This is a genomic window from Roseomonas sp. SRI_022 (genome assembly GCF_057586215.1).
In genome coordinates, this window is the sequence record NZ_JBYCZL010000007.1 from 26,179 (window position 1) to 50,094 (window position 23,916).

Annotated in this window: 27 protein-coding genes; 14 read left to right on the forward strand and 13 right to left on the reverse strand. The window is 70.8% G+C overall.

Annotation, left to right across the window (positions count from 1 at the left end; genetic code table 11):
- Positions 1-69: 69 nt before the first annotated feature.
- A complete protein-coding gene (locus AC2YHJ_RS08440) occupies positions 70-477 on the reverse strand; it encodes a CDGSH iron-sulfur domain-containing protein (protein WP_487395321.1) in 408 nt (135 codons plus the stop codon).
- Between the two features lie 142 nt (positions 478-619).
- On the opposite strand from AC2YHJ_RS08440, the gene AC2YHJ_RS08445 reads away from it, so the two are divergent.
- The 3 genes from AC2YHJ_RS08445 to AC2YHJ_RS08455 all read left to right on the forward strand — a co-directional run bounded on the left by AC2YHJ_RS08445 (position 620) and on the right by AC2YHJ_RS08455 (position 3,377).
- Complete coding sequence (locus tag AC2YHJ_RS08445; protein WP_487395322.1) at positions 620-1,609, forward strand: M14 family metallopeptidase; 990 nt, start codon at positions 620-622, stop codon at positions 1,607-1,609.
- 221 nt (positions 1,610-1,830) lie between these two features.
- Positions 1,831-2,721, forward strand: coding sequence for a fumarylacetoacetate hydrolase family protein (locus AC2YHJ_RS08450; protein ID WP_487395324.1), 891 nt, complete (start codon positions 1,831-1,833; stop codon positions 2,719-2,721).
- 5 nt (positions 2,722-2,726) lie between these two features.
- Positions 2,727-3,377 (forward strand): polysaccharide deacetylase family protein, encoded by a 651-nt coding sequence (locus tag AC2YHJ_RS08455; protein ID WP_487395326.1) that lies wholly within the window; start codon positions 2,727-2,729, stop codon positions 3,375-3,377.
- On the opposite strand, the gene dctP is transcribed toward AC2YHJ_RS08455, so the two are convergent.
- Together dctP and AC2YHJ_RS08465 are read right to left on the reverse strand one after the other, a co-directional pair.
- Positions 3,365-4,330, reverse strand: a complete 966-nt coding sequence (gene dctP, locus AC2YHJ_RS08460; protein ID WP_487395327.1) for a TRAP transporter substrate-binding protein DctP — start codon at positions 4,328-4,330, stop codon at positions 3,365-3,367. The two genes, AC2YHJ_RS08455 and dctP, sit on opposite strands and share 13 nt — an antisense overlap.
- Complete coding sequence (locus AC2YHJ_RS08465) at positions 4,327-5,013, reverse strand: NeuD/PglB/VioB family sugar acetyltransferase (RefSeq protein ID WP_487395328.1); 687 nt, start codon at positions 5,011-5,013, stop codon at positions 4,327-4,329. Before AC2YHJ_RS08465 ends, dctP begins: the two co-directional genes overlap by 4 nt.
- Positions 5,014-5,070: 57 nt before the next feature.
- Between AC2YHJ_RS08465 and AC2YHJ_RS08470 the strand changes: the two genes are divergently transcribed.
- Positions 5,071-5,691, forward strand: a complete 621-nt coding sequence (locus tag AC2YHJ_RS08470) for a Tat pathway signal protein (RefSeq protein WP_487395329.1) — start codon at positions 5,071-5,073, stop codon at positions 5,689-5,691.
- Between the two features lie 32 nt (positions 5,692-5,723).
- Here AC2YHJ_RS08470 and AC2YHJ_RS08475 read toward each other — a convergent pair whose 3' ends face one another.
- On the reverse strand, positions 5,724-6,332 hold the full coding sequence (locus AC2YHJ_RS08475; protein WP_487395330.1) for a glutathione S-transferase family protein: 609 nt from the start codon (positions 6,330-6,332) through the stop codon (positions 5,724-5,726).
- Positions 6,333-6,564: 232 nt separating this feature from the next.
- Between AC2YHJ_RS08475 and AC2YHJ_RS08480 the strand changes: the two genes are divergently transcribed.
- On the forward strand, positions 6,565-8,787 hold the full coding sequence (locus tag AC2YHJ_RS08480) for a zinc-dependent metalloprotease family protein (protein ID WP_487395331.1): 2,223 nt from the start codon (positions 6,565-6,567) through the stop codon (positions 8,785-8,787).
- 19 nt (positions 8,788-8,806) lie between these two features.
- Here the strand turns inward: AC2YHJ_RS08480 and AC2YHJ_RS08485 are convergent, their stop codons facing one another.
- Together AC2YHJ_RS08485 and AC2YHJ_RS08490 are read right to left on the reverse strand one after the other, a co-directional pair.
- Positions 8,807-9,034 carry a hypothetical protein gene (locus AC2YHJ_RS08485; RefSeq protein WP_487395332.1) on the reverse strand — a complete coding sequence of 76 codons (228 nt, stop codon included), beginning with the start codon at positions 9,032-9,034 and terminating at the stop codon, positions 8,807-8,809.
- Positions 9,031-10,659 carry an electron transfer flavoprotein-ubiquinone oxidoreductase gene (locus tag AC2YHJ_RS08490; protein WP_487395333.1) on the reverse strand — a complete coding sequence of 543 codons (1,629 nt, stop codon included), beginning with the start codon at positions 10,657-10,659 and terminating at the stop codon, positions 9,031-9,033. The genes AC2YHJ_RS08485 and AC2YHJ_RS08490 overlap by 4 nt, the downstream gene beginning before the upstream one ends.
- 85 nt (positions 10,660-10,744) lie before the next feature.
- On the opposite strand from AC2YHJ_RS08490, the gene AC2YHJ_RS08495 reads away from it, so the two are divergent.
- The gene (locus AC2YHJ_RS08495; RefSeq protein ID WP_487395334.1) at positions 10,745-11,554 is read left to right on the forward strand and encodes a uracil-DNA glycosylase; all 810 of its coding nucleotides are present in this window, start codon (positions 10,745-10,747) and stop codon (positions 11,552-11,554) included.
- A gap of 143 nt (positions 11,555-11,697) precedes the next feature.
- Positions 11,698-13,479 (forward strand): lytic transglycosylase domain-containing protein, encoded by a 1,782-nt coding sequence (locus tag AC2YHJ_RS08500; protein ID WP_487395336.1) that lies wholly within the window; start codon positions 11,698-11,700, stop codon positions 13,477-13,479.
- Positions 13,480-13,634: 155 nt separating this feature from the next.
- On the opposite strand, the gene AC2YHJ_RS08505 is transcribed toward AC2YHJ_RS08500, so the two are convergent.
- Positions 13,635-14,576, reverse strand: coding sequence for a sterol desaturase family protein (locus AC2YHJ_RS08505; protein WP_487395338.1), 942 nt, complete (start codon positions 14,574-14,576; stop codon positions 13,635-13,637).
- A 69-nt stretch (positions 14,577-14,645) separates the two neighbouring features.
- Between AC2YHJ_RS08505 and AC2YHJ_RS08510 the strand changes: the two genes are divergently transcribed.
- Positions 14,646-15,425 carry a creatininase family protein gene (locus tag AC2YHJ_RS08510; protein WP_487395339.1) on the forward strand — a complete coding sequence of 260 codons (780 nt, stop codon included), beginning with the start codon at positions 14,646-14,648 and terminating at the stop codon, positions 15,423-15,425.
- Between the two features lie 59 nt (positions 15,426-15,484).
- Entirely contained in the window at positions 15,485-16,024 is a 540-nt protein-coding gene (moaB, locus tag AC2YHJ_RS08515) for a molybdenum cofactor biosynthesis protein B (protein WP_487395341.1), read from the forward strand.
- 148 nt (positions 16,025-16,172) lie between these two features.
- Here moaB and AC2YHJ_RS08520 read toward each other — a convergent pair whose 3' ends face one another.
- Positions 16,173-17,318, reverse strand: coding sequence for a PA0069 family radical SAM protein (locus AC2YHJ_RS08520; protein WP_487395343.1), 1,146 nt, complete (start codon positions 17,316-17,318; stop codon positions 16,173-16,175).
- Between the two features lie 149 nt (positions 17,319-17,467).
- On the opposite strand from AC2YHJ_RS08520, the gene AC2YHJ_RS08525 reads away from it, so the two are divergent.
- Together AC2YHJ_RS08525 and AC2YHJ_RS08530 are read left to right on the forward strand one after the other, a co-directional pair.
- Positions 17,468-18,151, forward strand: a complete 684-nt coding sequence (locus tag AC2YHJ_RS08525; RefSeq protein ID WP_487395344.1) for a glycosyltransferase — start codon at positions 17,468-17,470, stop codon at positions 18,149-18,151.
- The gene (locus AC2YHJ_RS08530; RefSeq protein ID WP_487395346.1) at positions 18,148-18,735 is read left to right on the forward strand and encodes a TIGR04282 family arsenosugar biosynthesis glycosyltransferase; all 588 of its coding nucleotides are present in this window, start codon (positions 18,148-18,150) and stop codon (positions 18,733-18,735) included. Before AC2YHJ_RS08525 ends, AC2YHJ_RS08530 begins: the two co-directional genes overlap by 4 nt.
- Positions 18,736-18,755: 20 nt before the next feature.
- On the opposite strand, the gene AC2YHJ_RS08535 is transcribed toward AC2YHJ_RS08530, so the two are convergent.
- Together AC2YHJ_RS08535 and AC2YHJ_RS08540 are read right to left on the reverse strand one after the other, a co-directional pair.
- Positions 18,756-18,935 (reverse strand): hypothetical protein, encoded by a 180-nt coding sequence (locus AC2YHJ_RS08535; protein ID WP_487395347.1) that lies wholly within the window; start codon positions 18,933-18,935, stop codon positions 18,756-18,758.
- A 159-nt stretch (positions 18,936-19,094) separates the two neighbouring features.
- Entirely contained in the window at positions 19,095-19,835 is a 741-nt protein-coding gene (locus AC2YHJ_RS08540; protein WP_487395348.1) for a metallophosphoesterase family protein, read from the reverse strand.
- 78 nt (positions 19,836-19,913) lie between these two features.
- Between AC2YHJ_RS08540 and AC2YHJ_RS08545 the strand changes: the two genes are divergently transcribed.
- Positions 19,914-20,600 (forward strand): DJ-1/PfpI family protein, encoded by a 687-nt coding sequence (locus AC2YHJ_RS08545; RefSeq protein WP_487395350.1) that lies wholly within the window; start codon positions 19,914-19,916, stop codon positions 20,598-20,600.
- 1 nt (position 20,601) lies between these two features.
- Here AC2YHJ_RS08545 and AC2YHJ_RS08550 read toward each other — a convergent pair whose 3' ends face one another.
- Positions 20,602-21,210: a pyridoxamine 5'-phosphate oxidase family protein gene (locus tag AC2YHJ_RS08550; RefSeq protein ID WP_487395351.1), complete on the reverse strand. Its 609-nt coding sequence runs from the start codon at positions 21,208-21,210 to the stop codon at positions 20,602-20,604.
- Positions 21,211-21,344: 134 nt separating this feature from the next.
- On the opposite strand from AC2YHJ_RS08550, the gene AC2YHJ_RS08555 reads away from it, so the two are divergent.
- Complete coding sequence (locus tag AC2YHJ_RS08555; protein WP_487395353.1) at positions 21,345-21,701, forward strand: hypothetical protein; 357 nt, start codon at positions 21,345-21,347, stop codon at positions 21,699-21,701.
- A 3-nt stretch (positions 21,702-21,704) separates the two neighbouring features.
- Here AC2YHJ_RS08555 and AC2YHJ_RS08560 read toward each other — a convergent pair whose 3' ends face one another.
- The gene (locus AC2YHJ_RS08560) at positions 21,705-22,022 is read right to left on the reverse strand and encodes a hypothetical protein (RefSeq protein ID WP_487395355.1); all 318 of its coding nucleotides are present in this window, start codon (positions 22,020-22,022) and stop codon (positions 21,705-21,707) included.
- A 61-nt stretch (positions 22,023-22,083) separates the two neighbouring features.
- Between AC2YHJ_RS08560 and AC2YHJ_RS08565 the strand changes: the two genes are divergently transcribed.
- Positions 22,084-22,647: a lysozyme inhibitor LprI family protein gene (locus AC2YHJ_RS08565; RefSeq protein WP_487395356.1), complete on the forward strand. Its 564-nt coding sequence runs from the start codon at positions 22,084-22,086 to the stop codon at positions 22,645-22,647.
- 46 nt (positions 22,648-22,693) lie between these two features.
- On the opposite strand, the gene AC2YHJ_RS08570 is transcribed toward AC2YHJ_RS08565, so the two are convergent.
- The gene (locus AC2YHJ_RS08570; protein ID WP_487395357.1) at positions 22,694-23,707 is read right to left on the reverse strand and encodes an aspartate-semialdehyde dehydrogenase; all 1,014 of its coding nucleotides are present in this window, start codon (positions 23,705-23,707) and stop codon (positions 22,694-22,696) included.
- Positions 23,708-23,916: the final 209 nt, after the last annotated feature.

Consider the following 23,916-nt stretch of genomic DNA (forward strand, 5'->3'; position numbering starts at 1 on the left):
GTGGTTTCACCTGATCGGGTGGGGACGCTGCCGTGAGTCGTGGGGAACGGAAGCTCTCCGCCGCGGCGCCTACGGCGCGACGAAACCCGACCGCCGATGGCTGCCGTCGCAATAGGGCTGCTTCGCGGATTTCCCGCAGCGGCACAGGAACGCCTGCGTCGTGCGGTCGGTTGGCTCGCCCGCATCGTTCAACATCACCAGCGGCCCCGTCAGCTTGAGCGGACCGTTGGGCTGAAGCGACAGTTCGACTGGCGCGGGGACCGCGGGCAGTGTCACGCCGTCGCGCCGCGGCGGATCCCCGGTCAACGCGCAGCCCGAATTCCTGTGACTTCCATCACACCACGGCTTGTTCGCCGAACAGCCGCAACGGCACAGCCAGGCTTCGTCCCCCACCGTCTCACCGGCCAGCAGCAAAGGTCCGCGCAATTCCAGCGGGCCGTCCCTCAGCACGCGTGCCGTCACATAATCCGCCGGCATGATGATTCCTCCATCGGGTCGCGGATGGACGAGGTTGCCCGTCCGTATACACTGCAACCGTGAGTTCCAGATCGTTTCGCAACAGTCGCATGGTGCATCGCGCGATCGTCCGTCGCGCGTGCTGTGCAAGCGCCTGCGTTCGATGAGCGGCGTGATCGGGGAGGCCGGCTGGACTCTCGCGCCGCCGATGGTGGCGGTGAACATTCCAGTGCCGGACCTTCGGCGCTGGCTGCCCGGCAATACGGGCATCGCCGGCGCCTGGTCCTTCGCGGCGGAACGGCCCGGCCCGCATGTCGCGGTGACCGCCATCGTGCATGGCAACGAGATCTCCGGCGCGGCGGTGCTCGACCGCTGGCTGAGCGCGGGCATCCGCCCGGCCCGCGGGCGGCTCAGCCTCGTCTTCTGCAACATCGACGCCTTCGCGCGCTTCGACGCGAAGGACCCCACCGCCTCGCGCTATGTCGATGAGGACATGAACCGCGTCTGGGACGACGAGATACTGGGCGGCAGCAGCCGACGCTCCTCGGAACTGCGCCGCGCACGTGAATTGCGCCCGTTGATCGATACGGTGGACCTGCTGGTCGACCTGCATTCCATGCTGTGGACGTCCGACCCCCTGATCCTGGCGGGGGAGACCGAGAAGGCGGCGCGGCTCGGCATGGCGATCGGCGCGCCGCAGACCGTGGTGTCCGACAATGGTCATGCCGGTGGGCGCCGCATGATCGATTATGCGCGCTTTGCCGACCCCGCCACGGCACCCACCGCCGTGCTGGTCGAAGCCGGCCGGCATTGGCAGCCGACGACCGTCGCGCTGATGGAACTCGCCTGCGCGCGGCTGCTGCGCCATGCCGGCCTGGCGCTGCCGGGCCAGCCGCTTGCTGACGACGCGTCGCTTCCCGCGCCGCGGCGCGCCCGGGTGACGCGCACCGTGACGGTGCGCAGCCGGTCCTTCGCCTTCGTTCGCGAATTCCATGGCGGCGAGATCGTCCCCGCGCGCAACACGCTGATCGCGATGGATGGGGAGGAGGAGATCCGCACCCCCCACGACGATTGCCTGCTGGTGATGCCGACGCCGATCGTCCATCGCGGCCACACGGCGGTGCGGTTGGCGCAGTTTCTCGACGATCGCTGAAGGCGTTCTTTGATCCCCTCAAACGGCGGGCGGCCCGCATCCGCGGGCCTTTCCTTCGCGCCGTGCACTGTCGCGCCGGGGGCCGCTGACGGTCTGAGCGCGGTCGCGCTGTGCGCTCCTGGCCCGATGCCACGCATCGGGCCGATCCCGGCCGGAGGGGGCTTGTGCGGCGGGCGTGGGCGCGCTTGCCTGCGCGCCATCCTGATCCTCGGAGGAATGCCATGGCCGGCCTGAAGCTCATCACCTTTTCCGACGCGGCGGGCAGCCGGGCGGGCGTGCTGCTCGATGGGGGGCGTGTGCTTGACCTCGGCGCGGCGATGCCGCCCGCGCGCGGCATGATCAGCCTGATCGAGGCCGGGCCGGGAGCGCTTGCCACCGTGCGCGCGCTGGCGGCGAACCCGCCGGCCGCTGCCGTCCTGCCGCTCGCCTCGGTCGCCCTGCAGGCACCCATCCCGCGTCCGCGCCGCAACGTCTTCTGCGTCGGGCGCAACTACATGGACCATGTGGCGGAAGGTGACCGCACCCGCGGCATCACCAATTCCGAGGTTCCGAAGTTTCCGCAGTTCTTCACCAAGGCGGGCGACACTGTCGTGGCGCCCGGCGCGCTGGTGCCGTCGCACACCGGCATCACGCAGTGGCTGGACTATGAGGTGGAACTCGTCGCCGTCATCGGCACCGCCGGGCGCGACATTCCGAAGGACAAGGCGCTCGACCACGTCTTCGGCTGGACCATCGGCAATGACGTGACGGGGCGCGACCTGCAGCGCCGGCACGGGCAGTGGTTCAAGGGCAAGTCGCTCGACCGGTCCTGCCCGATGGGGCCGGTCATCGTGCCCGCTTCCGATCTCGATGCCTCGGACCTCGCGATCGGGCTGAAGATCAATGGCGAGCAACGCCAGTCCAGCCGCACCTCCAAGATGATCTTCGACGTGAAGGAGATCATCCACCAGCTCTCGGCCGGCTTCACCCTGCTGCCGGGCGACGTCATCATGACCGGCACGCCGGAAGGTGTGGGCTACGCCATGCAGCCGCCGCAGACCATGAAGACCGGCGACGTGATGGAACTGACCATCGAGGGCATCGGCACGCTGACAAACGCCATCGGCGACTGACGCCGATGGTCAGGGTCTGCCTGACCTTCGACAATGGCCCCGAGCCGGAGGTGACGCCCGGCGTGCTGGATGTCCTGGCACGCCGGCGCATCGCAGCGACCTTCTTCCTGATTGGGCGGAAGCTGCGCGATCCCGCCGCGCGCGCCTGCGCCGAACGCGCGCAGGCCGAAGGGCATGCCATCGGCAACCACACGTTGACGCATGGCGAGCCGCTCGGCCGCCGCAGCGCCGCCGAAGCGGTCGCCGAGATTGCTGGGACGGACGCGCTGCTCGGCGCGCTGCATGGACCGGACCGGCTGTTCCGGCCCAATGGCGGCGGCGGCGTGCTCGGCCCGCATCTGCTGAACCGCGCCGCGGCGGATCACCTAGTCGCGCATCGTCACACGGTGCTGTTGTGGAACGCGGTGCCGGGCGATTTCCGTGACGCGGACGGCTGGGTCGCGACCGCGCACGCTATGCTGCGCGACGCGCGCGAGACGGTCGCGCTGGTGCTGCATGACCTGCCGGGCGGCGCGATGCGACACCTCGACCGCTTCCTTGGCGAGGCCGAACAGGCCGGCGCGCGCTTCGGCGCCGCGCCGGCGGATACCTGCGTGCCGCTCCGCCGCGGCGTCCCCTCGGCGGATTTCGCGCGCTACGTCAGTCAGGCGCCATAGGCCGAGAGGATCGCCACACCTGCCTCGCCAGCCCGGCCGCGCCATTGCGCGATCGCATTGCCGGCCGCGTCGCGCAGTGCGGCCCGCAGCGCCGCATCGGGCTCGTGGATGGCGACCTGGTTCTCCCGCATCACGCGGCGATTGGCGTCCAGCCGGCCGATGATAGCCTGCCACTGACGCGCCTCGGTCTCCGCGCCGGCCTGGGCCACGGCATCACGCTGGGCCGGCGTCAGCGCGGCAATCCGCGCCTGCGACGCGAAGCCGAGCGACAGCGGCCAAGCGTAGTTGAGCTCCGTGAAGTTCGGCAGCCAGCGCCACAATTGCCGCCCCGCCCCACCATCGCCCGAGGACAGCACGGCATCGAGCGTCCCGGCCTCGAGCCGCGCATTCACTTCGGCGAAGGACAGCACCTCGGCCGCGGCACCCGCGGCGCGCAGCACCTCGGTGCCCGTGGCGTCATACGTACGCACGCGCAGGCCGCGCAGGTCCTCCGGCTTCGCCACCGGCCGGCGCGTCCACAGGCCGGAGGGCGGCCAGGGCGTCGTCCACAGCAGGCTCGCGCCGTGCCGTTCCAGCGTCGCGACATAGTGCGGGCGCGCCAGGTCGCGCAGCCGCGCCGCATCGGCATGCGACGCAGTCAGGAAGGGCAGGGAGGAGAGCAGGAGCAGCGGATCGACCGCTTCCATCGAGCCAGCGAAGGAATCGACGGCGGCGAAGCGGCCCTCGGCCAGCGCGGTCAGCGCGGCGGCGGAGCGATAGCCGCCCGGCCCGTCGGTCGCGGCGGTGACCGGGACGCCGCGCGCCGTGGCGGCAGCGGCGAAATGCGTCACCCCTTCGCCGGGGATCGAGGTGGCGGGGTATTCGGTCGCGACCGTCCATCCCGCCGGCTGCGCCCGCGCCGTGCTGATGACGAGCGCCGGGGCGGCGAGGAACAGGCGGCGGGGAAGGGTCATGGCGGGGCGGGCTCCGGCAGCAGGGGCTTGGCGGGGACGCCGGCGACCGTCACCCCCGGGGGGACATCGGCCATCACCGCGGCCCCCGCGCCGATGATGGCCCCGGCGCCGACGATCACGCCAGGGCCGATGACCGCGCCGGCACCGACCATGGCCGCCGCGCCGATGCGCACGCCGCCGGCCAGCACGGCGCCGGGCGCGATATGGGCGGCCTCCTCGACGATGCAGTCGTGTTCGACGATGGCCCCGGTGTTCACCAGGGCGAGGCGGCCGATCCGCACGTCCGGCCCGATCACAGCGCGCGCCAGCACCGCCACGCCTTCGCTGATCTCCACGCCGTGGCCGAGGATCGCGGCCGGATGCAGCAGGGCGGGCAGGGCGAAGCCGGCCGCGCCCAGCCGTGCGGCGGCGGCGATGCGCTGCGCATTGTTGCCAATGGCTGGATGGGCATGGCCGATGCCTGACTGCGCCAGTCCCGGCAGCAGCGATTCGTCGCCGAGCACCGCTACGCCCAGCAGCGTCGCAACCTTCGGCGTGGCATCGACGACGCCCGCTGCTCGCCACTCGCCATGCGCCAGCACCAGGTCGAGCACCGCCTTGCCGTGCCCGCCCGCTCCCAGCACCAGGATCGCAGGCTTCCCATCATTCATCACCGCACCTGCCATCGAGACCATGCGTGCCATCACCCTGCCGCGCGAAGGACGCTACAATGCCCCGCCATGCCCGACCGGAGGAGACGGATGCGCATCCTGGCTGTCCTTGCCGCCCTGGTCGCCATGCTGGCAGGCGCCGCGCCGGCCCAGGCGCAGAACCGCTTCTGGCTTCAGAACAACACCGGCCAGACGATCGTCGCGGCCAATGTCTCGCCCTCGCGCGTGCAGGATTGGGGACCGAACATCCTGACCCAGGGACCGGTGCGCCCAGGCATGCAGGTCTGGGTCGAGCCGACCTTCTCCGACTGCTACCTCGACATCCGCGTCCGCTTCGCCGACGGGACCGAGGACGGGCATCTCGGCGTGCATGCCTGCACCTTGTCGCGCATTACCTTCGGCCAGGACGTGCCCTACGCGCCGACACCGCCGCCGCCGGTCGAGCGCGTGATGAACAACCCGTCCTTCACCTTCGTCAATCGCACCAATGAGGCGATCCGCGAGATCTACGTCTCGCTGACCAGCAGCCGGAACTGGGGTTCCGACCGGCTCGGTCCGAGGCAGATCCTGCCGCCAGGCGCCTCCATGCCGATCAGCCTACCGCGCGGGGAAGTCTGCACGGCGGACATGCGCATCGTCTTCATGGATGGGCGCATCGTGGAACAGCGCAACGTGGAGACCTGCAACATCCGCGAATACGTCTGGCGGTAGGGGCGGCGGGCAGCCGCCCCCACCGGTCGGCGTCACCCCTCGCGCTGCTTGCGCGCGCGAAGTGCTGCCGGGCGCGTCAGGCAGGTGTCGAGCCAGGCCTTCACCTTGGGGAAGCGCGCCAGGTCGTACTTGTTCGCCCAGGGCGCATAGAGCACGCAGGCGAGGTTGAGGTCGGCGACCGTGAAGTCCTTGCCCACCAGGAAGGGCCGCTGCGCCAACTCGCCTTCCAGCACGGCGAGGCGCAGGTCGAGCGCCTCCTTCCCCGCCGCCGCCTCCGAGGCGACGCGCTCCGCCTCGGGCTTCAGGTAGGTGTTGTAGCCCCAGCGCATGACATGGGCCTCGATCTCGGTCGCGGTCCACAGCGTCCATTGCAGCACGCGGGAGGCATCGTTGCCCGTGGGCATCAGCGGTGCGCCGGCCTTGCCCGCGATGTGGTTGTTGATCGCCAGGCTCTCGAACAGCACTAGGTCGCCATCCTCCAGCGCCGGGATCTTGTTGTTCGGATTGATGGCGAGCGGGCGTTCCAGCTTGAAGCCGGCGGCGAAGCCGAGCGGCACGACCTCATAGGGCAGGCCCGCTTCCTCCGCCGCCCAGATGCAGCGGAACGCGCGGGAACGGGGAACGCCGTGGATCTTCAGCATGGATTGGTTTCCGTTTCCTGGGTAACCCGACCGCTCTACCGCAGCGCCCGAGTCCGGCCCAGGGGCCGCGGGGGCGGTCCGGTCATCTGCAAATTCATCTTTATCACGAATTGGTGTGCCGATTTGGCACACCCTGAACTTTTCGATGCGGCTTAAGTAGCGCTCACTTGTCCTTGAGCGGCAGGCTGCGCTAGCCCTCTACCACAGCCATTGGTTGCGGCAGGGGGAATTGATGCGGCCATTGCGTGTGGGACTGCCGGATGAGGCGGGCCTGATATCTTTTGACCTGCCTGACCTTGCTGTCGCCGCACCTCCGCCCGCGGCCGCCCGAGTCGAGGACGTGCTGGTCCATACCGCCCGCGATGCCGTTCTCGGCGGCCCCGCGGGCCAACAGGCCCCGGTGTTCCAGGCCCTGCTGCCGGACGGCATGCCGGGTGTCCACGCCGTGCAGCCCCAAGCGATCACCTTCGATCCCGGCCTTGTGCTGACGACGGTGCCTGGCGACGGCGTCGGCGTCTCCCTTGGCGATACCTTCCGCCTGCACAGCAATCCGACATCGACCTACAAGGTCTATCTCGACTTCGACGGCCACACGACGACGGGCACCCAGTGGAACTCCTACTGGGGCACCAGCAGCTTCTATTCCGCGGCCTTCTCGACCGACGGGTCGGAGTCCTTCAACACCACCGAGCTGACAAGCATCCAGCAGGTCTGGCAGAAGGTCGCGGAGTATTTCGCGCCCTTCAACATCGACGTGACGACCGAGGATCCCGGCACCGCCGGCCTGATCCGCTCCGGCACCGGCGACAACGCCTTCGGCATCCGCGTGGTCATCACCGACACGGCGCGCGACGGCTCCGGCGGCATCGCCTGGGTTGGCTCCTTCGACTGGAGCTCGGGCGAGGCGGCCTTCGTCTACGCCAACAACCTCGGCCCCGACAGCGCGCGCTACATCGCCGACGCCGCGGCGCATGAGGCAGGCCACTCCCTCGGCCTGTCGCATGACGGCCAGACGGGCACCGAATACTACTATGGCCACGGCAGCGGCACGACGAGCTGGGCCCCGGTGATGGGCGCGGGCTACAGCGCCAACGTCGTCCAGTGGAGCAAGGGGCAGTACTATGGCGCGACGCAGACCGAGGACGACCTCAGCATCATCACGGCGCAGAATTCCGGCGTCGGCTATGCTGCGGACACGGCGGGCGGCACCTTCGCCACCGCGGCGACGCTCGGCGGCACGAATGCAGGCGGCATCACGACGGTCGCGACCTGGGGCGTGATCTCGGGCTCGGGCGCGACCAATGATGTGGACATGTTCCGCTTCGACGTCTCGGCGGGGGGCAGCGTCAACCTGACGATCAATTCCGTCACGCGCGCCTACGTCACCGGCAGTTCGACGCCGATCTACGACCAATCCTCCTTCACCATGCTCGACCTGTCGGCGACGCTCTACAATGCCACCGGCGGCGTCGTCGCCACGTCGAACGACCCGGCGCGGCTCGATGCGGTGATCAGCGCCTCCGGCCTTGCAGCAGGGTCCTATTACCTGGCCCTGGACGGTGTCGGTCTGGGCAACCCGACATCCGCGACGCCGACCGGCTACACGGAATACGGCTCGCTCGGGCAGTACATGATCGGCGGGACCTACTCGACGGGTACCACGGCTCCGCCGCCGGCCGGCGTGCTCAGCGTGGACCGCAGCGCGGTCACCACCGGGGAGGGCGGCAGTGGCGCGACCTTCCGCGTCTTCCTGGCCAACGCCGATGCATCGACGCCGGACAGTGTCACCGTGCAGATCGGCGGCCTCGACGCCACCGAGGGCAAGCTTGGCGCCACCAGCCTGGTGCTGACGCGGGCCACCGGCTTCGCGGCCGATGTCGTGCTGACCGGCGTGAACGACCGCGACGATGACGGCAGCGGCGCCTATGGCCTCAGCCTCACCACCAGCGCCTTCGGCAGCGCGTCGGTCGGCGTCACCAATCTCGACAACGACTTCGCGACGGCGACTGCCGGCGCGCGCGGCGCCAGCCTTGGCAACTGGAAGAAGGCGCCGACGGCGGCCAGCGCGAACCTCGCCTCGCTCGCGAAGGATGACGGCGCGTCGATGACGCTCACCGAAGGCACTGTCGGCCAGACCGCGCGGCTGGAATGGCAGTGGCAGTTCACCGGCCTGACCGCCGGCAGCAAGGTGGTCCATCTCGACGCCACGGCGGCGTCGGAGGCGATGACCTTCCAGTATTCGAACAATGGGACGAGCTGGCAGAACATCGATGGCGGCTCTACGGCGCACACCTCGTGGAAGGGCGACTACGACGTGGCCGCGACCGGCAGCATGCTGTGGGTGCGCGTGATCGATTCCATCGCCACGGGGGATTCGTCGCGCAGCACCGTGTCGATCGACATGCTGACGATCGAGGATGCCGGTTCGGTCGCGCCGCCGACCTGGTTCATGTGATCGTCTGCCGGACGATGCGTCAGTCGCGCGAGGCCTGATCCCGGGCGAGGCCATGTGCCAGCGCCTCCACCGCGCCGTGGAAGCGCCGCAGCAGCAGCACCCAGATCACCAGCAGCGGCACGGCCCACAACACGCCGAAGGCGCCCCCGGCCAGCGCCGCGCAGGCGACCCAGCCGAGGCCCATCAGCATGCCCGACCGCAACACCCCGATGACGGGATGCGCGGCGCTGGCCTGCGGCGTCGTCACATGCCGCCGATGTAGTTCGGACCGCCGCTGCCTTCCGGCGTGCACCAGTCGATGTTCTGCGTCGGGTCCTTGATGTCGCAGGTTTTGCAGTGGACGCAGTTCTGCGCGTTGATCTGCAGCCGCGGCTGGCCTTCCTCGACGCCCACCGCCTCGTAGACGCCGGCTGGGCAGTACCGGCTCTCGGGGCTGCCGAAGCTGTCCCAGTTCACGCCTTTCCAGCGCGACGGGTCCTTCAGCTTCAGATGCGCGGGCTGGTCCTCCTCATGATTGGTGTTCGACAGGAACACCGAGGACAGACGGTCGAAGGAGATGACGCCATCGGGCTTCGGATACTCGATCTTCGGCGCATCCGAGCCCTTCTTCAGCGTCGAATGGTCGTCGTGATGCGCAAGCGTCCAGGGCGACTTGCCGCGCAGCACATAGGTCTCGAGTGCTGCGTTCACCATGCCGCCCCACAGGCCGAACTTCGCGAAGCCGGGGCGGATGTTGCGCACGGCCTCGAGCTCGCTCCACACCCAGGATGCGCGGAGGTTCGCCGGATAGGCCTCCAGCACCGGCGGGCGCTCCTCGACCTTCAGCGCCTCGGCGATCGCTTCGGCCGCGATCATGCCGGACTTCATCGAGGTATGCGTGCCCTTGATCTTCGGCACGTTCAGGAAGCCCGCGGCATCGCCGATGATGGCACCGCCGGGGAAGACCAGCTTCGGGATGGATTGGAAGCCGCCCTCGTTCAGCGCGCGCGCGCCGTAGGCGATGCGCTTGCCGCCTTCCAGCATCGCCTTCACGGCGGGGTGGTGCTTGAAGCGCTGGAATTCCTCGAAGGGCGACAGCCAGGGATTGGTGTAGTCCAGCCCGACAACGAAGCCGATCGACACCAGGTTCTCGCCGAGCATGTAGAGCCAGGACCCGCCATAGGTGTCCGACTTCACCGGCCAGCCGACGGAATGCCAGATCAGCCCGGGCGTGTGCTTCTCCTTCGGGATCTCCCACAGTTCCTTGATGCCGAGGCCGAAGGTCTGCGGCTGCACCCCTTCGCGGAGGCTGTAGGTCTCGAACAGCTTCTTGGTCAGGGATCCGCGGCAGCCCTCGGCGAACAGCGTGTAGGTCGCGCGCAGTTCCATGCCCGGCTGGTAGTTCGGGCCTTCCTCGCCATCCTTGGTGATGCCCATGACGCCGGCGACCACGCCCTTCACCTGGCCATCCTCGATGATCGCCTCCGACGCCGCGAAGCCCGGATAGATCTCGACGCCCAGCGCCTCGGCCTTCGCGCCGAGCCAGCGGCAGACATTGCCGAGGCTGACGATGTAGTTGCCGTGGTTGTGCATCTGCGGCGGCGTCGGCAGCCGATAGGCCTTCGTCGCCGTCAGGTACATGAAGCGGTCGTCCTTGGCGGGCGTGGCCAGGGCGGGCGGGTCGTCGCGCCAGTCGGGGATCAGCTCGTCCAGCGCACGCGGTTCGAGCACGGCGCCGGAGAGGGTATGCGCGCCGATCTCGGACCCCTTCTCGACCAGGCAGACCGCGGCGTCGGGGCTGAGCTGCTTGAGGCGGATCGCGGCGGCGAGCCCGGCCGGGCCACCCCCCACGATCAGCACGTCGAATTCCATTGCCTCGCGCTCTGCGGCCATGACCCTGGCGTCCTCTCGATTGTCACGATCCATGTAGCGGCAGGCCGGGTTGCGCGGAACCCCGCCACGGCCCGATATGGCACGGATGGAGCCTGATCGGGCCGCACTTCTCGCCGCGCTGGCGCTGCAACTGGACTGGGGAGCGGAGGAGGCGCTGGCCGAAGCGCCGCCGGACCGCAGCCCCCCCGCGCGCCCTGCGCCAGCCGCGAGCCCCGCCGCCGAGCCGGAGCGGTCCGCGCCAGCCACCCCCCGTGTGGTTGCCACGCTGCCGCCGGTCGCCGCCCCACCCGCCGCCGGCCGCGCCGCCGAGGCAGCCGCCGTCGCGACGAGCCTCGACGCCCTGCGCGAGGCGATCCGTGCCTTCGATGGTTCCACGCTGCGGGAGACCGCGACCAACCTGGTCTTCGCCGATGGCGACCCCGCCGCGCAGCTGATGCTGATCGGCGAGGCCCCCGGCGGCGAGGAGGACCGGCTTGGCAAGCCCTTCGTCGGCCCGTCCGGGCAGCTGCTCGACCGCATGTTCGCCTCGATCGGGCTGAAGCGCGACGAGGGCGGCTTCTACATCACCAACATCCTGCCTTGGCGCCCGCCGGGGAATCGCACGCCGACGGATGCCGAGATCGCGCTGTTCGTGCCCTTCGTGCTGCGCCACATCGCGCTCGTGCGACCACGCCATGTGGTTCTGTTGGGCGGCACCTCGGCCAAGGCGCTGCTGCGTGCGAAGGAAGGCATCACGCGGCTGCGCGGCAAATGGCAACGCATTGCCGTCGAGGGGCTGGGCGAGGTGCCGGCGTTGGCGACCCTGCATCCGGCCTATCTGCTGCGGACCCCCGCCGCCAAGCGCGATGCCTGGGCGGATCTGCTGATGCTGCGCCGCAGCATTGATGCCGAATGAAGAGACCGCGCTTGCAGGACCCCGCCCAAGCTACTGACCGCGTTAAGGGGCGTTTCAAAACCCGGGAACCGTCCCGATCATCGGCATTGCGTCGCTTGCGCAGCGATCGTTAGTCGCGAGTCGCCATGCGCGCGATCTGCCCCATGGCCCGGCATGCGCCGGCGGCCCTCGCGGCCGTTGTCGGTGCGCCGCTGTTGCTCGGAACCCCCCTTCCGGCGATGGCGCAACGGGCCGCCCAGACCGCCTCGGCCGCTGCCGACATGCCCGTTCCGGGCGACGGTGCGGCAGGGCTGCCGCGTCCGCTTGCGCCTGCCGATGCAACGCGTATCGCGCGCATCTTCCTCCTTCAGGCGCAGGGCGAGCATGCCGCCGCGTTGCGCGAGCATGAGGCGCTGCGCGACCGGCGTCTGGACGGGCCGATCCTCGCCGATCGCTGGCTCGGCCCGCAGGCGGTCGCGCCCCGCGCGGAGGATCTGCGCGCCTGGCTCGCCCGGCATGCCGATGAACCGGATGCGCCGCGCGTCCATGCGCTGTTGGTGCAACTGTCCCCCCAAGGCACCGCACTGCCGCCCGCCCCCGACGAAGCGGCCCTGCCCGAGGATGGCGAGGCCGTGCCGGAGGAGCGCGAATCCCCCGCGCGCGGCTTCATCCGCAACCCCGCGCTCGACCGCACGGTGCGGGAGCGCGCGGCCAATGGCGACACGCGCGGCGCGCTCGACCAGATCCGTCGCACGCGGGGCATGACGCCGGCCTATGCCGCCGCGCTGCGAGCCGACATCGCGCTGGCGCTGTTCCGGCGAGGCGATGACACCGCCGCTTTCCGCATGGCGAGCGAGGTGGCGCGCGGCGGGCGCGAGCGGACCGGCCGTGCCGCCTTCGCCGCTGGCCTCGCAGCCTGGGGCCTCGGCCGCTACGAGGTGGCGCTGCCCTATTTCGAAGCCGCCGCACGGGCGGAGGGCGGTTCGGCTGCCGCGCGCGCCTCCGCCGCCTTCTGGACGGCGCGTGCTGCGGTACGGGCGCGCCGGCCGCAGCACTACGTGTCCTGGATGCTGCAGGCGGCGCAGGAACCGCGCACCTTCCACGGGCTGCTGGCCCGCCGCGCGCTTGGTCTCGCGCCCGGCTTCGCCTGGCACGGCACCGCGACCGAGGCCGCTGCGGCCGCATTGGCGGAATCGGCCGGGGGCTGGCGCGCGCTCGCCTTGCTCCAGGCCGGTCAGACCTCCCGGGCCGAGTCCGAGTTGCGCGCCCTGTGGCCTGCCGCGCGCGGCAATGCCGCACTGGCCGGGGCGATGCTTGCCGTCGCGACGCGGGCGGGGATGACCAATCTCGGGGCACAGCTCGCGGGGCTGGCGCAGGGGGCGGATGGCCGGCCGCGCGACCTGCAGCGCTTCCCGCTGCCGCGGCTGGAACCCGCCCAGGGCTTCCGGGTCGATCCGGCGCTGCTCTACGCGCTGGCGCGCCAGGAATCGAATTTCGACCCGGAGGCGATCTCCCGCGCCGGGGCGCGCGGCATCCTGCAGGTGATGCCGGCGACGGCGGCCTATGTCGCCAACGACCCGACCTTCCGTGCCGAGGGCGCGGCGCGGCTGCACGACCCGGCACTGTCGCTCGAGATCGGGCAGCGCTACCTGCTGTATCTCGCGCGGCATGATGTGGTGGGCGGCGACCTGATCCGGCTGCTTGCGGCCTACAATGCGGGGCCGGGCAACCTCGCGCGCTGGCTGCCGGCGGCGCGGCACCGTGACGACCCCTTCCTGTTCATCGAGGCGATTCCGATCGAGGAGACGCGCGGCCATGTGCAGCGTGTGCTCGCCTATTCCTGGATCTACGCCTCGCGGCTCGGCCTGCCGTCACCGAGCCTGGAGGCGCTGGTGCGCGGCGCCTTTCCTCAGTTCAGCGCCACGCAGCGCGTGGCGCTGAACTGAAGTTTTTGTTTTGCCCTCAGACGCCGGGCGCCGCACATCCGTGCGGCTTGGCTTCGCGCCGTGCACTGTCGCTCCGGGGACGACTGGCCGGTTGGGCGCGGTCGCGCTTTGCGCTCCGGGCCCGATGCGGGGCACCGGGCCGATAGGTGGTGCGGTCAGCGCAGGGCTTGCGGGGCGGCTTGCGGGGTTTCGGTGGCCTCGGGCGCGTGGTCGTCCACGCCGAAGCGGAACCGCTCGCCCTTGGCCGGCAGGTACAGCGTACCGAACATCCAGTCCCACAGCGCGAAGACCGTGGCAAAGTTCTTGTCGTGCTGCGCCTCATCCGCCGAATGATGCGCCTGGTGCATGTGCGGGCTGACCAGGATGTAGGACAGCCAGCGCGGGAAGGGCAAAGCGAGGTGGCTGTGGCGCAGATGGGAGAAGCCGAGGTTCCACAGCACGCTGAAGGCATTGACGCCGAGCAGCGTCAACGGATCGACCCTCGCCCCGAACGCCGTCGCGACGATGCCGAGGCCGAGCCCGTTCATGAAGGCGCCGCAGCCGATATGGACCATCTGCTCCTGCGGCCAGAAGCGGAAGGCGGTCAGAGGCGTCAGTACGGGGGGTTCGTGGTGCAGCCGGTGCGCGCGCCACAGCAGCGGGTAGCGATGGAAGAGCCGATGCGTCCAGTAGAGCGAGAGATCCGTCGTCGCGAAGGGGATCAGCGCGGCACAGGCCATGGCGAGCGGATGGTCGAGCCGCGCACCCTCCTGTGGCGCGCCGAAGACCGGCGAGAGCAGGGCGACGCCGATCGCCGCGCCCGAGGCACTGAACAGGAAGAAGGCCGGCGCCAGCAGGAAGGGCAGTGTCGAGTTCAGGACGAACAGGCCGAAATCCTCGGCGGTCTGCCGCAGGAAGGCCCGGCCGGTGACGGGCACCGACTGCGCCCGCATTTCCTGAAGGGAGGCGCGGGTCACGAAACCGATCACCACGAAGGCGAGGATCGTCACCACGAGCGTCGGCCACCAGAAGGGCGATGCAGGATCGGTCAGCACCCCCGCGAGGTGACGGAGCCAGTTCCAGGCGGCGGTCAGCGGGTCGTATTCGGGCCAGTTCATCGGCGCGCAGAATCCCACATCGCGGCGACGGAGGGAACGCCATTCCGTCGTTCCCTGCTGCGCGCGGCGGTGCTCGCGAGCCTCGTGCTCCCCGCGCAGGCGCGCGGCCAGCGCCTGCCCGACAGCCTCGACATCGCCGACATGACCTGGATCGAGGTGCGCGACGCGGTCGCCGCCGGCCATCGCACCGCCATCGTGCCGAGCGGCGGGATCGAGCAGAACGGCCCGCACATGATCCTCGGCAAGCATGACCACATCGTCCGCGTCGCCGCGCGGCGCATCGCGCGCGAACTGGGCGATGCGCTGGTGCTGCCGGTGCTGTCCTTCTCGCCGCAGGGGCGCTTCGAGCCACCGGAGGGCAACCTTCGCTTCCCCGGCACCATCGGTGTGACGGAGGACGCCTTCGCCGCGATGCTGGACGGCATCGCCCGCAGCCTGCGCGCCACCGGCTTCCGGCTGATCTGCTTCCTCGCCGACAACGGGCCGAGCCAGCGGTCGCAGGAACGTCTTGCCGCGAGGCTTTCCGCCGAATGGCGGCGGGACGGGGTGCGCGTCATCGCCGTCGATCGCTACTACGCCGCCATCGCGCAGCAGGATGACTGGCTGCGCGCGCAGGGGGAGACGGATGCGACGATTGGCACGCATGCGGGCATCGGCGACACCTCGGAACTGATGGCGACGCACCCGCCCGGCGTGGACCTGGCCCGCCTGCCGCCACGCCCGGATGCGCTGCCCCCGCTGGGTGCGACCGGCGACCCGTCCCGTGCGACCGCCGCGCGCGGGGAGGCGATGCTCGCCATGCGCATCGCCGCCGCGGTGGCACAGATCCGCGCCGCCCAGGGGCGATAGGCCCGGTTGCAGCCACCCCCGCCCATGCCCATGGTGAGGGCCGACGCACGGAGGATGCCATGCCGATCGACGAAAGCCTTCCCTTCCTGCCCGTGAACATCGCCGTGCTGACCGTGAGCGACACGCGCGACATGGCGACCGACCGTTCGGGTCAGACCCTGCAGGACCGCATCGAGGCCGGTGGCCATCACTGCGTCGCGCGGGAGATTTGCAAGGATGAGGCCGACATCATCGCCGCACTTTTGCGCCGCTGGATCGCTGACCCCGCCATCGACTGCGTCATTACCACGGGCGGGACCGGCATCACCGGCCGCGACGTGACGCCCGAGGCCTTCAAGCGTGTCCTGGAGAAGGAGATCGAAGGCTTCGGCGAGTTGTTCCGCATGCTGAGCTACCAGAAGATCGGCACCTCCACGATGCAATCGCGTGCGCTGGGTGGTGTCGCGGATGGCACTTACCTGTTCGCGCTGCCAGGCTCGACGGGGGCCTGCAAGGATGCCTGGGACGACATCCTGAAATTCCAGCTCGACAGCCGCTGGCGCCCCTGCAACCTGGTCGAACTGATGCCGCGCCTGAAGGAACACCTGAAGGCGGCCTGAGCGGTCGATGCCCACTTTAAACTTCTACGTTTTTAGCACTTTATTCTTGCCCCACCCGGGTGCGCCCCTGAGTCCCCGCGGTCCAGGGGGCCCCTGCCCCCTGGTGGGGGAGTTCGAGGGGGCAACGCCCCCTCGATCCGACCGTGGCTCAGAACAGCGCCAACTGCGTCGCGCGCGGTGCCGCACCCGGCACCTCCGGCACGCGAAACTGCCCGCAGTCGAGCGCATCCACCCCGCCGCCGCGGCGTTCCAGCCCCAGCCGCTTCGCCGCCACCGCGAAACGCCGCGCCAGCAGGTCGGCATAGGCGCCGGTGCCCTTCTGCCGCACGCCGAAGCGGCTGTCATACAGCGCGCCGCCGCGCGTCTGGCGGATCAGCGACAGCACCCGCGCGGCGCGGTCCGGCATGTGCCGTTCGAGCCATTCCTCGAAGAGCTGCTTGATCTCAAGCGGAAGGCGCAGCAGCACATAGCCCGCGCTCGACGCCCCGGCGGCGGCGGCGCGTTCGAGGATCGTCTCCAGCTCCGCATCGTTGACCGCGGGGATCATCGGCGCGGCCAGCACCGCGGCGGGAATGCCGGCGGCGGCGAGGTCCCGCACGGCCGCCAGGCGCCGCTCCGGCGTGGCGGCACGCGGTTCCATGATGCGGGCGAGGCGCGCATCGAGCGTGGTGATCGACAGGCAGACCCGCACCAGCTTGCGCTGCGCCATGGCCGTCAGGATATCGAGGTCGCGCAGCACGCCGGCCGACTTGGTCACGATGGTGACCGGATGGTTGAAGCGGTCCAGCACCTCCAGCACCGCGCGCGTCAGCTTCAGCGTGCGCTCCACCGGCTGGTAGGGGTCGGTGTTCGACCCCAGCGCGATCGGCTTCGGGTCGTAGCCGGGCTTGCGCAGTTCCTTTTCAAGGAGTGCGGCGACCTCGGGCTTGAACAGCAGCCGCGTCTCGAAATCCATCCCCGGCGACAGGCCGAGATAGGCGTGGGAGGGGCGCGCATAGCAATAGACGCAGCCATGCTCGCAGCCGCGATAGGGGTTTATGGCGCGATCGAAGCCGATATCCGGACTCTCGTTCCAGGCCAGCGCCGATTTCGCGTTGTCCTTGGTCAGCGTGGTCGGCAGCGGCGGCAGGTCGGCGAAGGCGGCTTCCAGCGTGCCCCATCCATCGTCGAAGGCCTCCCGCGCGGTGCGCTCGAAGCGCACCGCTGGGTTGAGGCCGGCGCCGCGGCCCTTGCGCGCCAGCGGCGGCAGGGCGTGGACCAGATCGGGCGAGAGGTTCGGGGTGCCGTCCGGCATGGCGCGGGTCCTGCCTGTCCTGGGGGAAGGGGGATCAAGTTCCCATTTCGTTCCTGGGCATCCTGCGCAAACGACCCTCCGCCGTCAAGAACAGAATGGGAACGAGAGGTTAATGCGCCGCGCATCCTCCGGCGGCCGGAATGCGAACATTGAAAGAACTCACGGCCGTCCTGCCGACCCTGAACGCGGCGGAAATCATGGCTGACAGCCTTGCCGCGCTGCGCGGCCATGTCGCCGCCATCGTGATCGCCGATGGCGGCAGCAGCGATGGCACGGCGGCCCTGGCAGCGGAAGAAGGGGCGCTGCTCATCGCTGCCCCCCGCGGCCGCGGCAGCCAGCTGGCGACGGGCACCGCCGCCGTCGCCACCCCCTGGATCCTGGTGCTGCATGCCGACACCCGCCCCGGCCCCGGCTGGCAGGACGCCGCCCAGGCCTTCATGGTCGACCCCGCCAATGCTCGGCGCGCTGCCCATTTCCGCTTTGCGATGGACGATGCCTCGCCGCAGGCCCGGCGGCTGGAACGCATGGTCGCCTGGCGCTGCCGCCGACTTGGCCTGCCCTATGGCGACCAGGGGCTGCTGATCGCGCGCGGCTTCCTCGCCGAACTCGGCGGCTACCGGCCCATTCCGATCATGGAGGACGTCGATCTGGTGCGCCGCATCGGAAGGGCGCGGCTGGTGGCGCTGGACGTGCCCTTCGTCACCTCCGCCGCACGCTGGCGGACGCAGGGCTGGTGGGCGCGTTCGGCGCGCAACCTCGGCTGCCTTGCGCTCTGGTTCGCCGGCGTCTCGCCGGAGCGTATCGCCAAGCTCTATACGGGGCGGCGGCGGTGACGCGGCCGACCGTCATCCTGTTCGCCCGCGCGCCGCGCCTCGGCATGGTGAAGCGGCGGCTGGCGCGCGGCATCGGTGATCGCGCGGCGCTGCGCTTCCATCGCGCGACGCTGGCTGCCACGGCGCGGCCGATCGCGCGGGACCGGCGCTGGCGGACGCTGCTCGCCACCACGCCGCGAGGCGCGCGTGCCGATTGGGCGCGCTTCGTGCCGCGTGGGACGATGCGCATCGACCAGGGGCGTGGCGACCTCGGCGCCCGCATGGCCGCCTGCTTGCGCCGTGTGCCGCGCGCTGTCCTTGCCGGCAGCGACATTCCCGACCTGTGCCCCGCCGACATTGCCGCCGCCTTCCGCGCGCTGGGCCGGGCCGATGCGGTGTTCGGGCCTGCGACGGATGGCGGCTACTGGCTGGTCGGCCTCGGCCCGCGGCGGCCAGCGCGGCCCTTCGCCGGGGTGCGCTGGTCCAGCGAGCACGCGCTGGCCGACACGCTCGCGAATTTCCGTGGCCGGCGCGTCGCGCTGCTGCGGCGCCTGCAGGATGTGGACACGGCGGAGGACCTGGCGCGGCTGACGCGAGGCGCGTGAAGCGGCCGCGCCGGGTGGGCTCACATCATGCTGCCGGCCAGGGCGAGCGCCAGGGCCTCGTCCTCGGTCGGCGGCAGCACGGCGCGCAGCCAAAGGCCCAGTGCTGCTGCGACCCAACTCGTGGCCCACAGCATGGCGACCGGATCCGTTGCCACGGCCAGGATCGGCGCCACGAGTTCCGAGGTGAACACATATGCCATCGCGACCGCTCCTCTGCTTGAGCCTCAGGCCCCCGGAAGCATCCGACCCGTCCGGACAATCCGCCGGACGGTCGCAGTTCGCTGACGCGGCATTGGGCGCGCCGCCGATCCTCTTCGCAACAGGAATCGTCACGATTGGGTGATGTGTTCGCCGGCCGATCAGCCCATCGCGCCGGTCGCGAGCGTCTGAGCCCAGTCCGGCCGGCCATTCTCCGCCGCGCGTCGCGCCGCCGCGTCCCAGTCGTAGTCGAGGGCAAGCAGTTCCGCGCCCCAACGGCCGCGCCGCAGCGTCAGAACCGCATAACGCGCATGGGGCGACCGATGTTCCAGCCCCGGTGCCGCCGGGCTGTCGGCGAAGACCGGGCAGCCGACGCTGCCCGGGTTGAGGATGGTGCAGCCCGTCGGTCCCTGCACCAGCGCCTGGCGATGGCTGTGCCCGCACAGCACCACGCCGCCCGGCCGCGCCGCAGCGCCGAGCCGTGCGGCCACCGTACCGCGCGGCGCGGGCGCGAGCAGGCCATGGGCCGCTTCCTCCAACAGATAGGTGCTGTCATCCGTCGGCGTGCCGTGGACGGCGAGGATGTCCGGGGTGACCTCCAGCGTCGCCGGCAGGGCGTGCAGGCTGGCGCGCTGCGCTTCCGTCAGCGCATTGCGCGCGAAGCGGCCGGCGGGGGTGAGGTCGGCCTCCGCCTTCTCGACGATCCAGCGGTCGTGGTTGCCGCGCACCGTCGGCAGGTCGAGCGCGGCGAGGCGCTCGAAGGTCTCGCGCGGCCAGAGCGGGCTGGTGACGCAATCGCCGAGGTTCACGATCGCATCGGGCCGGCGTTCCTCGATGTCGGCGAGGACGGCCTCGAGCGCGAGCAGGTTGCCGTGGATGTCGGAGATCACCGCGAGACGCATGGCTTGCTCCCTCCGCAAATCCGGCGGCTGGTCGGGTGGGGCCGCCCATGCGAGCCTCGCCGCAGGAGGACCGCCATCATGACCGCACCGCTCCGCTTCGGCCTGCTGTTGTTCCCGCGCCTGACGCAGCTCGACATGACCGGGCCCTTCGAGGTGTTTTCCCGCGTTCCCGGCGGCAGCGTGCACCTGCTGTGGAAGACGCGCGAGCCGGTGAGCGCCGATACCGGGCTGACCATGACGCCCGATACCGCCTTCGCGGATTGCCCGCCGCTCGACGTGATCTGCGTGCCTGGCGGGCCGGGCGTGGCGGCGCTGATGGAGGATGACGAGGTGCTGACCTTCCTGCGGCAGCAGGCGGCGAGCGCGCGCTTCGTCACATCGGTCTGCACGGGCGCGCTGGTGCTGGGGGCGGCGGGGCTGCTCAAGGGTGTGCGGGCGACGACGCATTGGGCGAGCCACGATTTCCTCGGCGCGCTCGGCGCCGTGCCGGAACACGGCCGCTGGGTGCGCGACGGGCGCGTGGTGACGGGCGGCGGCGTGACGGCGGGAATCGACTTCGCCCTGGCGCTGGTGGCGGAAATGGTCTCGCCCGAGGCCGCGCAGGCGATCCAGTTGCAGATCGAATACGCGCCCGCACCGCCCTTCGATGCCGGTTCGCCGGAGACGGCACCGGCCGGCGTACTGGCCGCGGCCCGGGCGCGCGGGGCGGGGATGCGGGCGGAGCGGGAGGCGCTGGTCGCGCGCGTCGCAGCGCGGCTCAGCTGAGTCACCACATGGTCTTGGCGGCGCGGGCGGGCCATTCGCGGTCATAGGCCTCACCGCCCGTTTCGCCCCGGCTCATCACGGCGAGAATCTCGCCCGGTGTCGGCAGGCTGCCCGGCGCCGCATGGCGCGCGGCGTCCCACAGCCCCGCGCGCACCACGGCGCGGGCGCATTGGAAGAAGATCTCCTCCACCGCGACGACCACGACCGATCGCGGCGCCGCGCCCTCCACGGCGAAGGAGGCGAGCAGATCGGGCGCGATCGACAGATGCGCGCGGCCATTGACGCGCAGCGTTGTGCCGGAACCGGGGATCAGGAACAGCAGCCCGACGCGCGGGTCGCGCACGATGTTGCGCAGGCTGTCCACGCGGTTGTTGCCGCGCCGGTCGGGCAGCAGAAGCGTGGCCTCGTCGGCGATGCGCACCAGCCCATGCGCGTCCCCGCGCGGGGATGCGTCGAGCCCCTCCGGTCCTACCGTCGCCAGCACCATGAAGGGGGAGGCTTCGATCAGCCGCCGGTACTGCCGCGTGATCCGATCCGCGACCTTGGCGGTCGAGGCGAGGTTGGGCGTGCCGTAGAGCGCTTCCAGCGCCTCCACCGTCTCGATCCGCATGGGCGCGATCCCCTGTGCTGCCGCAGGATCGCATAGGCCGCACGGCCGGGCGGCGGAAGCCGGAGGACCGGGCCGCCCCTCCGCGTTCATCCAACCTTCACGCGGTCGCGCGAGACTGATGCCGGAGGCCGTCCATGGACAACGCCATCGGTGAGGCGGAACGCGACGCCCGCGGCCGCATCGCCCGCCATTTGCAGGATCTGCATCGGCTGCACCTCGCCCTCGCCGAGGAAAGCCGCGCGCTCAAGCGCTTCACCACCGAGGGGCAGGCGGGGGTGGAGATCGCGTTGGCGACGGAACTGCTGGAGCAATATCTCGCCGCCAGCGGCGGCTTCGTCGAGAACATGCGCGGGCGGTTCGAGGCGCGGCTGCCGCTGCTGCGCCGTGGCGAACCGGCCTTCGGCGGCAGGCCCGAGCAGACGCCGGAGCATGGCGCCTTCTGGCTCGGCTTCTCGCGCCTCTGCGCTGTGCTGCGGCGCTGCGGGGGGTAGCGGTCAGCGCAACGGCCGGCGCATCGTGCCGTGCCAGACGCAGACGAGGTGGACCTCCGACCCGCGTTCGAAGAGCACCGGCCGGTCGAAGCGGCAATGCCGGGCGGCGACTGCGGCGGCGACACCCTCCCCGGTGAAGCTGAAATGCAGCAGGTCGCCCGCCGAGCACCCATCGCCTGCGAGCAGTCCGACGAAGCGCGGCTCCAGGGCCAGCATGTCCCCGGCCGTGAAGCGCGCCACGCAGATGCGTGGCTCCGCTTCCTCGGCCCGGAGGGTGGTGGGCGACAGCAGCGTGACCAGAAGGGCGAGGCAACGGCGCATGGATGCGGCAGGATGCCCCGCGAGGCATGAACGCCGCGTTGATCGTGGAAGGAGGAGGCTGATGGCACGACGCCTCGGTGCCGCCTGCTGGGCGATGGCGCTGGCCGTTTCACCGGCGATGGCGCAGCGCGCACCAGACCCGGCGCGGCCGCACCCGGCCGAACGCGCCTGGCTCGAAGCCTGCGTGCTGCGGGCGCTCGCCCATCCGCCGCGCGCCGCCTTCGGCCGCTGCGCCTGGCGCATCGCCGCCGTCTGCCAGGGCGAACCGGGGGAGGGGCTGCTCATCGCCCGCCTGCCGCCGCTGCCCGGCCGGCCGCAGGGCGCGGCCATCTGCGCCCAAGTCGAGGTCGCGCTGTGGCAGCAGCAGATGGATCGCTGGCTGGGGGAGGTCACGCTGCTTGCGCCCCCGGCCCAGCGGGAACCACTGCGCCGCGCGCAGCGCGCCTTCATCGGCTATCGCGACGCGGCCTGCGCGATGGAGGGCACGCTCTCGCCGCCCGCCGAGGCGGAGGCGAACCGGCGATCCTGCCAGTTGGAGCAGACGGCGCTGCGTGCGCTGGAACTCAAGCGGCTGCACGACGAGATGTGGCTTGCGATCGGCGCGGCGTCGCTGGAAGGGCCGTGACGACGGCCCGGTTGGGGCGAGGCCGCTGGCCCCGCCCCCGCACCGTTCAGGCGGCCTTGCGCGCCACCAGGGGCAGGCGCTCGGCGATCTGCACCGCGTTGAGCGCGGCACCCTTCAGCAACTGGTCGCCGCAGAGGAAGAAGTCGAGCCCGCGATCCCCGAAGACCGGGTTGGCGCGGATGCGCCCGGCCTCGACATCGTCCTGGCCCGTCGCGCTGATCGGCATCGGGTAGAGGCCGTGCTCGGGGTCGTCCACCACCTTCACGCCGGCCGCGCCGCGCAGCACCTCGCGCGCCGCTTCCGGCGTGACGGGGCGCTCCGTCTCGATGGTCACGGCTTCCGCATGTACGCGCATGGTCGGGATGCGGACCGCGGTGCAGGAGATGGGAAGATCGGGCATGCCCATGATCTTCCGGCTCTCCCACGCGACCTTCATCTCCTCGCGCGTGTAGCCATTCGGCTGGAACGCATCGATCTGCGGGATGACGTTGAAGGCGAGCGGCCAGCGGAACACCTCATGCTCCGGCTTCACGCCTTCCACCAGCACGCGGCGGGATTCGCGTTCGAGTTCCGCCATACCCTCCGCCCCCGCGCCCGAGGCCGCCTGGTAGGTGGACACGATGACGCGCTTCAGGCCGAACGCCTTGCGCAGCGGTTCGAGCGCCACGACCAGGATCGCCGTGGTGCAGTTCGGGTTGGCGATCAGCCGCGCCTTGCCGGCGGCGGCCGCGTTCACCTCCGGCACCACGAGCGGGACGTCGTCCTGCAGGCGGAAGGCGGAGGAATTGTCCACCACCGTCACACCGGCTTCGACCATCTTCGGGGCGTGGGCCTTCGCGAAGTCGCCGGAGACGGCGAGCAGGGCGAGGTCGAGGTCGCGCACGGCGGCGTCCGAGAATTCCTCGATCGTGACGTCGCCGAAGGGCGTTTTCGTTTTCGTGCCGGCGCTGCGGGCGGAGGCGAACAGCCTCAGCGAGGTGACCGGGAAGGCCCGGCGCCCCAGAACGTCCACGAGCTCGCGGCCCACCGCACCGGTGGCACCGACAATACCGACACGCATGTCCCTCTCTGTCCTTTCGACGGTTGGAAGGGGGGCGATGTCTAGCGCAAAGCGGCGGCGGGACCAATGGTCCAGTGCCGTTGCGGCCGGGATGCCGGCCACCAGCCTGGGGCATGGCCTTCCAACGCCGCTCCCCGGAGCGCAAAGCGCGACCGCGCCCAGACCATCCGTGGTCGCCAGCGCGGCAGTGCGGGGCGCGAAGGCGAGCC